This is a genomic window from Streptomyces sp. NPDC003011, from assembly GCF_053591515.1.
On record NZ_JBSFTY010000007.1, the window covers coordinates 108,383 to 120,871 of the forward strand.

Annotated in this window: 11 protein-coding genes; 3 read left to right on the forward strand and 8 right to left on the reverse strand. The window is 71.4% G+C overall.

Annotation, left to right across the window (positions count from 1 at the left end):
* Positions 1-3: 3 nt before the first annotated feature.
* Complete coding sequence (locus ACWD0J_RS05750) at positions 4-1,737, forward strand: hypothetical protein (RefSeq protein ID WP_451494484.1); 1,734 nt, start codon at positions 4-6, stop codon at positions 1,735-1,737.
* 132 nt (positions 1,738-1,869) lie between these two features.
* On the opposite strand, the gene ACWD0J_RS05755 is transcribed toward ACWD0J_RS05750, so the two are convergent.
* Together ACWD0J_RS05755 and ACWD0J_RS05760 are read right to left on the reverse strand one after the other, a co-directional pair.
* Positions 1,870-2,451, reverse strand: a complete 582-nt coding sequence (locus ACWD0J_RS05755; protein ID WP_451494485.1) for a GNAT family N-acetyltransferase — start codon at positions 2,449-2,451, stop codon at positions 1,870-1,872.
* Complete coding sequence (locus ACWD0J_RS05760; RefSeq protein ID WP_451494486.1) at positions 2,436-3,428, reverse strand: hypothetical protein; 993 nt, start codon at positions 3,426-3,428, stop codon at positions 2,436-2,438. The genes ACWD0J_RS05755 and ACWD0J_RS05760 overlap by 16 nt, the downstream gene beginning before the upstream one ends.
* Positions 3,429-3,918: 490 nt before the next feature.
* Between ACWD0J_RS05760 and ACWD0J_RS05765 the strand changes: the two genes are divergently transcribed.
* A complete protein-coding gene (locus tag ACWD0J_RS05765; RefSeq protein WP_451494487.1) occupies positions 3,919-4,278 on the forward strand; it encodes an ATP-binding protein in 360 nt (119 codons plus the stop codon).
* Between the two features lie 430 nt (positions 4,279-4,708).
* Here the strand turns inward: ACWD0J_RS05765 and ACWD0J_RS05770 are convergent, their stop codons facing one another.
* From ACWD0J_RS05770 to ACWD0J_RS05795, 6 genes are all read right to left on the reverse strand, one after another.
* Positions 4,709-5,977, reverse strand: coding sequence for an NAD(P)/FAD-dependent oxidoreductase (locus ACWD0J_RS05770; protein WP_451494488.1), 1,269 nt, complete (start codon positions 5,975-5,977; stop codon positions 4,709-4,711).
* Positions 5,974-6,387, reverse strand: a complete 414-nt coding sequence (locus ACWD0J_RS05775; RefSeq protein ID WP_451494489.1) for a GtrA family protein — start codon at positions 6,385-6,387, stop codon at positions 5,974-5,976. The genes ACWD0J_RS05770 and ACWD0J_RS05775 overlap by 4 nt, the downstream gene beginning before the upstream one ends.
* On the reverse strand, positions 6,377-7,420 hold the full coding sequence (locus ACWD0J_RS05780; RefSeq protein ID WP_451494490.1) for a glycosyltransferase family 2 protein: 1,044 nt from the start codon (positions 7,418-7,420) through the stop codon (positions 6,377-6,379). Before ACWD0J_RS05780 ends, ACWD0J_RS05775 begins: the two co-directional genes overlap by 11 nt.
* A gap of 153 nt (positions 7,421-7,573) precedes the next feature.
* Entirely contained in the window at positions 7,574-8,416 is an 843-nt protein-coding gene (locus tag ACWD0J_RS05785) for an FkbM family methyltransferase (protein WP_451494491.1), read from the reverse strand.
* Between the two features lie 144 nt (positions 8,417-8,560).
* Entirely contained in the window at positions 8,561-9,928 is a 1,368-nt protein-coding gene (locus tag ACWD0J_RS05790) for an alpha-2,8-polysialyltransferase family protein (protein ID WP_451494492.1), read from the reverse strand.
* On the reverse strand, positions 9,928-10,914 hold the full coding sequence (locus tag ACWD0J_RS05795) for a glycosyltransferase family 2 protein (RefSeq protein ID WP_451494493.1): 987 nt from the start codon (positions 10,912-10,914) through the stop codon (positions 9,928-9,930). The genes ACWD0J_RS05790 and ACWD0J_RS05795 overlap by 1 nt, the downstream gene beginning before the upstream one ends.
* A 198-nt stretch (positions 10,915-11,112) precedes the next feature.
* Here ACWD0J_RS05795 and ACWD0J_RS05800 point away from each other — a divergent pair, with 198 nt between their 5' ends.
* Positions 11,113-12,477 (forward strand): DUF6716 putative glycosyltransferase, encoded by a 1,365-nt coding sequence (locus tag ACWD0J_RS05800; RefSeq protein ID WP_451494494.1) that lies wholly within the window; start codon positions 11,113-11,115, stop codon positions 12,475-12,477.
* Positions 12,478-12,489 lie beyond the last annotated feature (12 nt).

The window sequence follows — 12,489 nt, forward strand, 5'->3', positions numbered from 1 at the left end:
CCCATGGCGACCGCCCTGGCCGACGGCACCTGTGCCGAGGCGCGCTCGCGCGAGGGCGGCCGCCGGTCACCGCTGTGGTGGCCGGTGGCCGCCCTGCCCGCCGTGGTGGCCGTGGTGTACACCGCGGCCACCCGCCGCCTCACCGGCGACCTGCACTACGTCCTCGGCGCCCTGCGCACCGGCGGCGAGGCCGGCTACTCGCCGTCGGAGGTCTTCACCCACCGGCCGTACTTCTACCGGTGGTTCGTCGCGGGCCTCGACCGCCTCTCCTTCGGAGACACGACGGCGGTCCGCGAGACCGTGATCGGCGCGGCCGGCATCCTGCTCGCCGCCGCCGCGTCCTGGGCCCTCTTCCTGGCACTGGGCCGCCGGGTCACCGGACGCGAGGCGGCCCTCACGGCCGGCGCCACCGGTCTCGCGCTGACCCTGGCGCCCCGCAACGACTTCCTCCAGCCGGAGTGGGCGGCGGCGCTGCTGACGGTGTTCGCCGTGGCCGCGGCACTGGGCCCGTCCCGCCCGTGGCCGGCCGCCCTGCTCGCCGCCCTGCCGCTGGGCCTCGCGGTGATGATGAAGTACTCCACCGCCGCCACGGCCGCCATCGGCGTGCTCCTCGTGTACACCGTCGACCGGGGCCGGGCGGTGCGGCTCGCGCCGGCCGGGGTGTCCGCGGCGCTGGTCCTGTTCGGGCTGAGCGTGCTCGGCGGATCCCACGAGTGGCAGTGGACCGAGGACATGCCGCGGATCAACCAGTCGGCGCTGAGCCGGACCGGGATCCGCCCCGGCTTCGTCCTCGACCGCTCCGTGGACTTCCTCGCCGACCGGGCGGTGCAGAGCCCGGTGCTGCTGCTGCTCCCGGGCGCGCTGCTGCTGGTCCTGGCCCGGGTGCGCGGACGGGGCCGCCGGACCGAACTGGCCCTGGTGGCACTGGCCGTCGGCCTCGGCGCCCAGGCGGTCGTGGTCGTGCAGGGCAACTGGTTCCTGTACCACGGCGCCCAGATGCCGGTGCTCGCCGCCGCGCTGTGGGGCCTCGCCGTGGGCGGCGCCCGCCGCTCCCCGCCGTGGTGCTTCGGCGCGGTGTCCCTGCTGTCCGGGGCACTGTCCGTGCTGTACGCCGAGGCGGGCACGGGGTTCCAACGGCCGTACGCCGTCTGGGCGCCGGCCCTCGTCGCCCTGATCGCGGCCGTGGCGGACGTCCTGCGGGAGGCCCGCGCCCGGACGACGGACCGGCGTCCGGCACGCGGAGGGCGGCCGCCCGTCCTGCTCGCCCTGACCGGTGTGGTCTGCCTGGCCGCGAGCATGTGGCCCGGCTCCCCGCACCTGGTGCAGTTCGGCGAGGTCAGGAGTACCAACGCCGAGTACCTGAGTGCGATGCGCGGCGCCGAGGCGGAGGCCGGCCGGCTGCGGGCCCGGCTGCCCGCCGGCGCCCCGGTGCTCTACCTCGCCTTCGGCGACACCACGTACTACGTCGGCCACCCCGCCCCGTGCCGCTACCCGATCGCCACGTTCCTCCAGCGCACCCGCTACCTCCCGGACGTCACCGGGCTGAAGTCGTTCCACGAGAACGAGACCTGCGTCGACCGGGACCCGGCCCCGTACGCGATCCTGGACCGCACCTGGTTCCGCCCGGCCAAGGTCGACAAGGACCTCTGGCGCCGCGTCACCGCCGTGTACGACTGCCCCCGCACGATGGACGGAACGGCGACGGTGCTGTGCGTACGCAGGACGGACGCTCCCTGAGCCTGCCAGTCACCGCGATCTCGGTGGGCCCGGAAGTGCCGGCCCCAACCCCAGGGGCTGCTCCCTCGGCATGGTGATCGTTGTCGGGGAACTGACGTAGGACATGGTCGAGGTCCTGCCGGCGCACCTCCGTCATGACTCCCTCCCGGCGCCTTGGGGACGATGTCGCAGGCCCTGTCCCAACGGCAGTTCCGCGAGCATGACGGCATAGACCGGGGAATCCGGGAAGGGTTGGCGGTCTCCGACCTTGCGGAAGCCCCAGGACTCGTATGTGGCCTGGACCCGGGGGTGTCTGAGGTCGACGAGCAGGACGACGAGGTCCTCGTCGCGGTCGGCCAGAAGTGCCCGGCTCACCAGCTCCGCCGTCCCGGTCTTCCGCCACTTCGTGCGGACGGCCAGCTCTGAGAAGGAGAACGTCCGGCTCTTCTCCGGAGCGGGATTCAACTGCTCACGCCACCACTCCCGCTGCGGAGTGGCCGGAGCTCCGTAGGCGAAGGCCACCGGCTCGTCTCCGTCGAAGGCGATCACGCAGGTGAAGTCCGGGTTACCGCCCCAATGATCCACGAACCAGGGGAAGCGCTGGTTGAATTCGTCGTCCATCGCGTCGGCGTAGGCGTCGGCGTGCACGTCGATCAGGGCCTGGCGGATCTGCGGGAGGTCGTCGTGGGTGAAGCGACGGACGTCCAGACCGGCGGCGCTCAAGTTCGCCTCCATTCGGCGCGGTAGCGGTCTCCCCACTCTTGTGCGACCGCCGCGTCCGGCGCAAGCGTGATCAGGTCCCGGTAGTAGTCGCCCAGGAGGGAACGCGTCCGGCCGGGGATCGGAGAGCCCTTCGTCAGCTCGAAGACGCTGGAGGCCGTGGAGCAGGCCTGGTCGATGTCCCGCTGGTGGAGCTGGGCGAGGGCGAGCCGTGTGGTGGCCAGGGCACGGTTCCTGCGGAACTGCTCGGGGATCGTCCCGAGGGCCTTGTGGGAGGCCGCCTCAGCCTCGGCGGAGTCCCCGATCCGGTCCCGGACGATCGCAGTCATGGCGGTCAGCTCAGCGGGCCCGTAGAAGGCGGTCCAGCTCGGACGGGGCTGGGCCAGGTCCGCCTTGCCCAGAGCCTCCTGGGCGTGCCCCAGGGAACGGACGGCGGCCTGGCGATCCCCGCGGTTCGCGTGACCGATGGCCGTACGGGCGTGGGCCAGGGAAGCGAAGAGCGGGTCCCTCTTGGTGATCGAGGCGGACTGGGCGGCCTGGGCGGAGTCGACGGCCTCCACGTGTTCCCCGCGCTGGTGGGCCAGCATCGCGTAGGAGTTCCAGACCCTCAGCTCCGCCACGGGGTCCCGGCCCATCCCGGCCAGGTACAGGGCCTTGCCCAGCAGAGCGTGGGCGCGGTCCGGCTGACGGGCGTCCAGGGCGCTCCAGGCGGCCGTGGCGGTGTAGTCGGCGGCCACCGAGAACAGCCGGAGCCGGACCCGCTGAGTGGCCCCGAGCTTCTGCTTCGCCAGGGCCTCGGCGGCGCCGGCCAACGCGGCTTGCTCCAACCCCTCATGGCCTCCTCGGGTGTCGTCCAGGGCCATCAGGGAATCCAGGCCGCTGCGGAGCCGGACGACGTCGGAGGTGCCCACCCGGGGAGGGGCGCCGACGTAGGGGACCACGACGGAAGCAGTCGTGCCGCCGGCGGCTGTGAGGAAGTTCCTGCGCCTCACGGGGTCCTCCGCAGTGGTCGGGGGGCGTCGCTGTCTCGCTGGAGGGCTGAAGCCCAGTTCCTCGGCGGTACAGCCGAACACTGCCTGTAACGCCTCGCGCTGCCTGGGGTGGGGCCACCTCGTTCTTCCGGTGAGCCAGTTGCGGACGGTGCGGTCGCTGACCGTGCCTTCGTGCCCGGCGCAGATCAGGTGAGCGTTCACCCTGTCGGTCAGTTCGACCTGGGTGAGCCCACTCTCCCGCATGGCGCTGTTGAGGCTCTCGTTCCCCTCCACATACCCACGGTAGTGAGTCCTCATCAGCGCGCGGCGGTCGCGCGGAAATTTCCGGTCGGCGCGGATGCGCAGCGGGGGGATTCTTCCTGTCTGCGGACGGTCCGGAGCCGTTCACTCGGGGTAAGGCCACATCGCACCACACCCCGAGGTCCTGATGACTGTGACGGCAACGCCACGCCCCACGGGGCACCCCGGATACTCCGAGACGCTCGATCGTGTGCCGGAGAGCGCGGCAGTCGCCCGCAGGCTCGTCCGTACGGCCCTGACCGCTTGGGGCCTGGAACAACTGATCGAGGACGCCACCCTGGTCATCACCGAGCTGGTCTCCAACGCCGTGCACCACGGCCGCCTCCCCACGATCCGCGTGATCGTCTCCCGCCCCGCCGAGAACTGGGTCCGCGTCGGCGTCGTCGACCGCTCGAAGGTCATCCCGACGATGCGGACCGACTCCGGCGGCGACCAGATCCGCGGCCGTGGTCTCCTCTTGGTCGACGCCGTCACGGAGCGCTGGGGCACCGATCTGTACCACTGGGGCAAGCAGGTCTGGGGGGAGCTGAAGTGCGGGCCGGCCCAGTGACCGGGAAGCAGCCGGAGGCGTGGGTGGGGGACCAGGTACGGGACGGCGACGCGGACAAGGAAGGCATCGTCTCGGACGTGCAGCGGGACGTGACCACCCTGCCTCAGCGCCCACCGACCGCCCGGGTGTCCTGATCGCGGCGTACGAGTACGAGAGCGACGAGGGCGAGACCCTTCTGTACGCTGCCGTGCGTGCGTGCGGGAACTCCCGGTGATGCACGAGCGCCGCACGGAGTGGATGGACACCCGACCCCGGACAAGATCCCGATCGTTCCGTGGCGGTCGGGGCTCTTGTGCACTCCTACGGCACAGGCGCCCCAAGCGCGACACATCCGCCCGACTCCCGCGCCCTTCGTGCGCCCCTCGCGCTCCAACAGGTGCTGTACCGAACCGATGCCCTCCGAGGGAAGTGCGGTGCGCGGCCTTGGGCCTCAGCGCAGCCCCAGTGAGCCGGTGATTTCGCGGGAGAGGGCCACCGAGTAGCTCTGGCCCCGGTCCTGGGGGTAGATCTGGGCCATCGTGACCAGGGTGACCCGGCTCATCGGGGTCTCGTGGGGCGGGATCAGCGCGCGGTACTCGGGGGTGACGACCGGCTGCGCGAAGCCCGCCTTCGAGAAGTGCCAGTCCGAGATCCAGGACTCGTCGAAGTCCGGGTTGACGCGGCGCAGGTACGGCAGGAACCTCGCCAGCAGCTCGGCCGGTTCCGTCGTGAAGCGCCAGTCCTCGCGCTCCACGTAGTTGCCGACGTAGAGGATGTGCCGGCCGCCGTACACGGACGGGTCGATCATCTTCGTGTGCTCGACCACCGCGAGGAACGGGAAGTCCGGCTCGTTGATGTTGAGCCAGTAGTACGGGATCACACTGCGGTCCAGCTCCAGCACGAAGCAGGTCGCGCCCAGGTACTGGTTCTTCCACACCGCGTGGTCGGCGGGCAGCCCGGCCGCCGTGGCGAAGGCGGGCTGCGGGGTCGTGACGATCAGCCGCTCGAACGCGTACGCCGAACCGTCCTCGCAGGTCACCACGGCGGGCGCGAGGTCGTCGTCCTGCCGGATGGACCGCACCGCCTTGCCGAACTCCACCTTGCCGCCGCGCTCCTCGACGCCGTCCCGCAGCGCCGCGTACACCCGCTCGAAACCGCCGTCCACATAGCCGAGTTCGAAGGTCCGGCAGTGGATACGGGCCCACAGCCACGCCATCGACACCCGCTCGGCACGGTCGCCGAACTTGCCCCGCAGCAGCGGCTCCCAGACGGAGGCGGTGGCCTTCTTGCCGGCCCAGCGGCGCAGCCAGGCCAGCGCGGTGAGGTCGTTGAAGCGCTCACCGCTGCGGACCGCCTTCAGCACCGCCGACGAACCGGCGAAGCGGACCGCGTCGAGGGGGGAGAACTCCGGGAACCGCAGCATGTCGAACGGGGTGGTGAAGTCGATCAGCCTCCCGCCCCGGTAGATGCCCGTGGCCGGCCGGTGGAAGCGGAGCGCGTCGCCGAGGCCCAGCTCCTCGATCAGGGCGATCATCGCCTGGTCGCTGCGGAAGATGTGGTGGTAGAAGCGCTCCAGCGGGACTCCGCCCACCTCCAGCGAGGCCGCCAGACCGCCGAGTTCGGATGCCGCCTCCAGGAGGGTCACCTGGTGGCCCGCGCGTACGGCGTCCCAGGCGGCGGTCAGGCCGGTGGCTCCCGCGCCGATGATGCCGAGGTTCATGCGAAGCTCCACTTCCTGTTGAGCACGAACTGGAGCGCCAGGACCAGCGGCAGCGAGCCCGCCTTGACCAGGTTGGCGTCGATCCCCAGGGCGTCGGTGAAGACGCAGAAGAGCAGGTACGTCAGGGCGATACCGGTCAGGCCGACGGCGTAGAAACGCAGGAGACGCAGTACGATCCGGTCCCGCCGCCCGAAGGTGAACAGCGCGTTCAGGACGAAGTTGTTGGCGATGCCGAGGGTGGTGCTGAGGACGTTGGCGAGCTGCTCGTCCATCCCGGCGAGGTTGTGCAGCAGCAGGAAGGCGGCGAGGTCGAGGGCGACCCCGCTGCCGCCGATCAGGGTGTAGCGGACGAGCTGGCGCAGGGTGCGGGTTTCGGCGGGGGGCGGGGCCACGGTCGTCTCAGCGGTCACCGTCACCGCTCCGCCCGTCGGCGCCGATCACCTCGCGCACCAGGTACAGCGGCCGTCCCTGCGCCTCGCTGTAGATGCGCCCGATGTACGCGCCGATGACGCCGAGGGACAGCATCTGCGTGCCGCCCAGGAACAGCACCACGCACATCAGCATCGTCCAGCCGGAGACCGTGATCTCGGGCCGGAAGAACTTCATGGCCAGCGCGTAGAGGATGCCGGCCAGCGACAGCGCGAGCACCGCGAAACCGAGCCGGGTGATCATCTTCAGGGGGGCGGTGGAGAAGCTGGTGACGCCGTCGACCGCGAGGCGGGCCATCTTGCGCAGCGGGTACTTGGTCTCGCCCGCGAACCGTTCGTCGCGGTCGAACGCCACCTCGGTCTGCCGGTAGCCCATCGAGGCGACGATGCCGCGCACGAAGCGGCTGCGCTCGCGGTACTTGCGCAGTTCGTCGGCGACCTTGCGGTCCAGCAGCCGGAAGTCCCCGGTGTCCAGCGGGATGTCCACGTCGGTGCAGGCGCGCAGGACGCGGTAGTACAGGTGCGCGGTGGCCCGTTTGAACGCGGAGTCCCGCCGGCTGCGCCGGCGCGCGTGCACGATGTCGGCGCCCTCGCGCCAGGCGTCGACCAGCTCCAGGCTGACCTGCGGCGGGTCCTGGAGGTCGGTGTCCATCACGATCACCGCGTCGCCCCCGGCGTGGTCGAGGCCCGCGGTGATGGCGATCTGATGCCCGAAGTTGCGGGCGAAGTCGACGACCTGGACGCGCGGATCGTGCTCCGCGAACTCCCTGAGGAGGGCGAGCGAACCGTCGGTGGAGCCGTCGTTGACGTACACCAGCCGCACGTCGAGGTCCGGGCGGCCGGCCAGCGCGGCGGTCAGCCCGGCGTGGAAGGCGGCGATGCCGTCCTGCTCGTTGTAGACCGGGAGGACGTACGAGATCAGCGGCCGCCGGGCGGGCCCCGGCTCCACCGCCGCGAGCGCGACGGGAGCCGGGGCGGGGGCGGAGACGGGCGGTCGTATGTCCTGTTGGGTCATACCGGGCCGACCGCGGATTCGAACGGGACGGACCCGAAAGCTGTCTGGCGCATTGGGGGAAGCTATGGAGCCTTTGTGAACCCCGGCCGAACTGCCCCCGTCCGGCAGCCGACTTCCCTGTTTCTCTTCGCTCCGGGGGCTGTGCGCAAGGATTTACTCCTGCGGCGTGAACAACAGGTTCCGCGTCTTCGGCGGCCGGGGCGCGGACGACGGCACGAGTTCCCCGTCGCGTTCGGCGACCCAGTGGGCGTCGTAACCGAGCGGGCCGAACTCGGCGAGCAGCGGGTCCAGGGGGGCGCCGGCCAGCGCCTCCAGCAGCACGGCCGGCCGGTCCCGCCTGAGGACCTGCCGGGCTCCCCGCAGCACCGGCAGCTCGTGGCCCTCGACGTCGATCTTCACGAGGTCGAGCCTGGTGTCCGCGAACACCTCGTCCAGCGTGAGCAGTCGGACGCGCTTGAGCTGGGCGTCGGCGGCGGCGTGCTCCAGGGTCGAGCCCGTCGAGAGCAGGTTGCCCGCGAAGCGGACGCTGATGTCGGCCCAGCCCGGCTCGCTGGACACCCCGGCCTGGTGGAGCCGGACGTTCTGCACGTTGTTCGACCGTATGTTCACCGAGAGGCGGGCGTGGACCTGGTCCACCGGCTCGAACGCGTGCACCGTCGCCCGCGGGCCGGCGAGCGCGGCGATCACCGAGAAATAGCCGACGTGGGCGCCGACGTCGGCGATCGTCGTGCTGGCGGCGGCCAGCCGGGCCCAGGTGGCGAGGGTGCCCGGCTCATAGCCGAAGTGCCCGTTCCACAGGGTGTCGAGAGCGACCGCGTCGTCGTTCACGCAGAACATGACGAACGGCGGACAGTACGGGGAGTCGATCTCCGCGAAGCCCCGGTACGGGAATTTCTTGCGGTGGACACGGATGATGTCGCCGGTGGAGACCGGCCGGACGGATGGTGCGTGGGCCAGCATGCGGGCATTGGCTTCTTCGAGCTGGGGGATACGCATCACGCGATCGTAAAGCCGCCTTCGTGGCCTTGGCCTGTCATCGGCTCCGGAACATTCGGAAAAGGCCCGGCTCACATGCGCGCGCAAGCCGGTCCTTTTCCGGGGTGACATTCTCAAGCGGCCCGGAATTCACCCCGTGTTCGCTCAGCGGCGCACGGCCTTCTTCAGGGCCCGCGCCCGCCGCACCACCCGGCGTGCCGTGGCGTTGCGGGGCAGAAAGGCCAGCCGTTCCGGAATGCCACCGGGCAGTCCGAGCGAGGTGAGCCGCTTGCGCTTGAAGTAGCGGTGGGTGCGCGGGCCGAAACGCCGGGAGAGATAGCGTTCCGCCGCCGGGCGCAGGGACGGGTAGATCTGCGGCTGCATGCTGAAGCCGACCGCGGTGACCAGGCCGTTCAGCTCGTCGGCCGGGATCGGCTCCTCCCCCTCGCGGCCCTCCAGGTCCGGCAGCACGGCGTCCGCCAGCACCGCCGGCACCCGGTTGCTGTTCTGGTAGGGCGTCAGCCGGTCCAGCAGCGGCTCGGTGCCGATCCGGGCGACCGGCAGGCCGTAGAACGCGGAGGCGGTGAACAGCGCGGTCGAGAAGCAGCCGACGACCAGTGCGGGCCGGGCCTGCTCGAACAGCACCTCGGCGAGTACGGGGGTGTCCAGGACGGTGAGGTCCACGCCCAGTTTCCGGGCCTCGGTCTCCAGGGCGCGGCTGTAGCGGGCCGGCGCGGTGGGGTGCGGCTTGAAGACGACGGACGTGTGCCCGCGGGCGACCGCCCCCCGCATCATCCGCACGTGCAGCTCCTCCTCCGCCTCGGGGGAGAGGATGTTCAGCGCGGACAGGTACTGGCCGAGCAGCAGCGCCGCGTTGTCCGGCAGGACCGGCGGCTGGGCCAGGGAGGCGGTGAGCTCGCCCATCACCTTCAGGAAGGCGTCCGTCGGCACCACGTGCGCGGGCACGTCGAACTCGGTCAGCAGCAGCGGCGTCAGACCCGGCACCAGGTCCAGGTGCAGCAGCCGCCGCACGCGCGTGCCGACCAGCGGGTCCAGCTTGTTGCGGGTGGGCCCGTAGCTCATCAGGCCGTCGGCGTAGACGTCGACGGGGGCGCCGGTGAACAGCTGGGCCACCGTGAGGGCCGGGGTGACCTGGATGGACTCCAGGACCAGTTCCACCCGGTCGTCGCCGAGGCCCCACAGCAGGCGCAGATAGCGCTCGAAGAGCGGGATGTCGTCGGGGCGCGGGGCCCAGGCCCCCGGGTGGAAGGGACGGATGGCCTCGTTCCAGGACAGCACCTCGTCGAAGTGGCTGCGCAGCGGCTCGAAGCCCGGCATCCGGTCGAGCGCCGGGGTGGTCTCCGGGTTGGTGGCGTTGTTGAGGACCAGCAGCACCCGGCGGTCCGGCTCGGTGAACAGGTCGGAGTCGATCGCGGCGGCCAGGGTGGCGGCGCCGTACAGCGTCGAGGCGCAGAAGATCTGAGTGGTCCGGGAAGTGGTGCGAGAAGTGGTGCGGGGGCTGGTACGGGGCATCAGGCGGCCGCCTTCGCTGTGGTGACCCGGCGCCGCAGCCGCCGCAGCCTGGCGGAGCGGCGCATGTCCATGGTCTCGAGTACGTCGCCGAGCGCGTCCTGCGGCATGCGCCGTATCGCCGCCGCGCTCATCGTCCGCAGCTGCCTGGCCACGGCCGGTTCCCACTTGGACTCGTCGGACAGGTGGTGGGCGATGATCGCGCAGTAGGTGCGCACCGCCTTCGGCAGCAGCCGGTCGGCGTCCGGGTCCGACGCCGTCTCCTCGATCACCTGGTCGAAGGCGCGGATGAAGTCGAGCTGGCGGGCGTCGCCGATCTGGGTGAGGGAGGAGGCGACCCCGCGCCGGTAGAACAGGCCGAGCAGGCTCACCACGGCGAACGACTCCGCCTCGCGGTGCAGCTTCCAGATCCACGGCCGGTCCTCGGCCGTGCGCAGCCCGTCGGTGAAGTGCAGCAGCCCCTTGTCGAGGAGGCGGCGGTGGTAGGCGCCGGCCCAGGCGTAGGCGTAGTCCACGGAGGTCGTCCGGTCGGCGGGCAGGATCGCCTCGCGCGGGTCCATGACCTCGTGGCGGCGCCCGACCGGGACCCGGTGCACGGTCCGGGCGCGGGCGGTGGCCTGCACATGGTCGGTGCGGACGAAGTCGCAGCCCAGCTCCTCGATGGCCGACACCAGTTCGGTGAGGTATCCGGGAGCCAGCCAGTCGTCGCCGTCCAGGAACGTCAGGTACTCGCCCCGCGCGGCGTCCAGGCCGGTGTTGCGCGCGGTGGCGAGTCCCCCGTTCTCCTCGTGGCGGACGAGGCGGACCTGGGCGACGTCCGACAACTCCTCGGCCGCGCGTTCGAGGAGGGCCGGGGTCCCGTCCTTGGATGTGTCGTCGACCAGTACGAACTCGAAATCTCGCCGAGCGTTCAGTCGAAGGCTTCTGAGGGTGTCCGGGGCGTATTGCTGCACGTTGTAGAACGGCACGATCACGGAAAGCTTTGGCACCTGCGAAACGTTAGAAGGCCGCCCGGCTGCGGAACTTTCCGGTGCGCGTACAGGGGGTGAACTCCGTGTGTCGGAACGGTGCATCCCGTGTACTTTCCGCTTTCCGGCGGGCCAGTTCGGCTCTCGGTGGGCTGTTGTTAACTTTTCGTTGCGTCAGGGTTGGGCCGGACCTAGAAATTGCTTTCTAGCGTCTGAGGCGTGCCGTCACGTACAACGAAGTCCCCGCGCATCGCCGTCCTCGCGGACTCGGACACCCGCTGGAAATGGGGTGCGCTGACCGCGGACCGCATCGCTCCGGGCCCGTCCATCGAAGCCGCATCGCGCGAGGGTGCGCAAGTCCGCCCCGCGCTGAGCGGATTCCTGCTGCGCGGCCGGTCCACGCCCACCGCCCGCCAGCTGGAAGAGGTGGGCGTGCGCGCCGACTCCCTGCGGGAGGTGACGGCCGTCGAGTTCCTGCGCGCCATGGCCGAGGAGTCGTACGACATCGTCGTGCTCGCCCTCGTCGGCGGCGGCGTGCAGGCGATGCTGCACGGCCTCAAGCGGGTGTGGGAGGGCCGGGAGAAGCGGCCCGCCGTCGTCACCGGCTACGTCGGCGTCGTCTACGAGAAGCTCGCCGACGGCCTGCTGCTGCGGCACGGCGCCGACCTCGTCCTCGCCAACTCCCGCCAGGACGCGGAGCGTTTCCGCGCGGTGTACGAGGGGGTGGGCGCCGACGCCTCGTCGGTGACCGAGGTGGCGCTGCCGTTCCTCGGCGGGGCCCCCTACACCGGTGAGCACGACCCCTGCACGGTGGTGTTCGCCGCCCAGCCGTCCGTACCGGACAGCCGCAGGGACCGTACGTACCTGCTGGAGCGGCTGGTCCGGCACGCGCGGCTGCACCCGGAGCGCGAGGTGCTGCTCAAGCTGCGCTCCAAGCCGGGCGAACACACCACGCACATCGAGGAGCTGCCCTACCAGAAGCTGGTGCAGCGGCTCGATCCGCCGGCCAACTTCCGCATGGTCTACGGCCACATGGGCGAGGTCCTGGACCGGACCGACCTGCTGGTGACCGTCAGCTCCACGGCCGCCCTCGAATCCCTGCACCGCCGGATCCCGACCGTCGTCCTCACCGACCTCGGGATCCGCGAGACGCTCGGCAACCACCACTTCGTCGGCTCCGGCTGCCTCGCCTCCTGGGACCAGCTCGACGACGGCCACCGCCCGGAGCCCGACGAGGAGTGGGTGGCCCGGCAGGGCGTCGCGGCCGTGGATCCCGCCTCGGGGGAAGGCTCGTACGCCCACGCCTTCGACGCGGCCCGCGAGCGCCTCACCAAGCTGCTCGACCGGCCCGGCGGCCTGCCGCCGCTGACCCCGTACTACACACCCGCGACCGCGCCCGGCTACCTGCCCGGCATCCTCGCCCGCCACCACCTCGGCCCGGACGGCACCCCGCTGCCCGGCGCCCCCGCCGCCGACAGGGAGCCGGGCCCGGTGCGGCAGATCGTGCGCCGGGCGGCGCGCGGCGCCTACCGGCACGGCGTGCAGCGGGTCGCCCCCGTCATCCGGCGGATGGGCGAGCTGTGAGCCGCCCGACCC

What these genes read in the sequence shown, in the direction of transcription:
- ACWD0J_RS05750 (WP_451494484.1), top strand. Translation starts at nt 4, where the DNA reads ATGGCGACCGCCCTGGCCGACGGCACCTGTGCCGAGGCGCGCTCGCGC.
- ACWD0J_RS05755 (WP_451494485.1), bottom strand. Translation starts at nt 2,451, where the DNA reads ATGGAGGCGAACTTGAGCGCCGCCGGTCTGGACGTCCGTCGCTTCACC.
- ACWD0J_RS05770 (WP_451494488.1), bottom strand. Translation starts at nt 5,977, where the DNA reads ATGAACCTCGGCATCATCGGCGCGGGAGCCACCGGCCTGACCGCCGCC.
- ACWD0J_RS05780 (WP_451494490.1), bottom strand. Translation starts at nt 7,420, where the DNA reads ATGACCCAACAGGACATACGACCGCCCGTCTCCGCCCCCGCCCCGGCT.
- ACWD0J_RS05785 (WP_451494491.1), bottom strand. Translation starts at nt 8,416, where the DNA reads ATGCGTATCCCCCAGCTCGAAGAAGCCAATGCCCGCATGCTGGCCCAC.
- ACWD0J_RS05790 (WP_451494492.1), bottom strand. Translation starts at nt 9,928, where the DNA reads ATGCCCCGTACCAGCCCCCGCACCACTTCTCGCACCACTTCCCGGACC.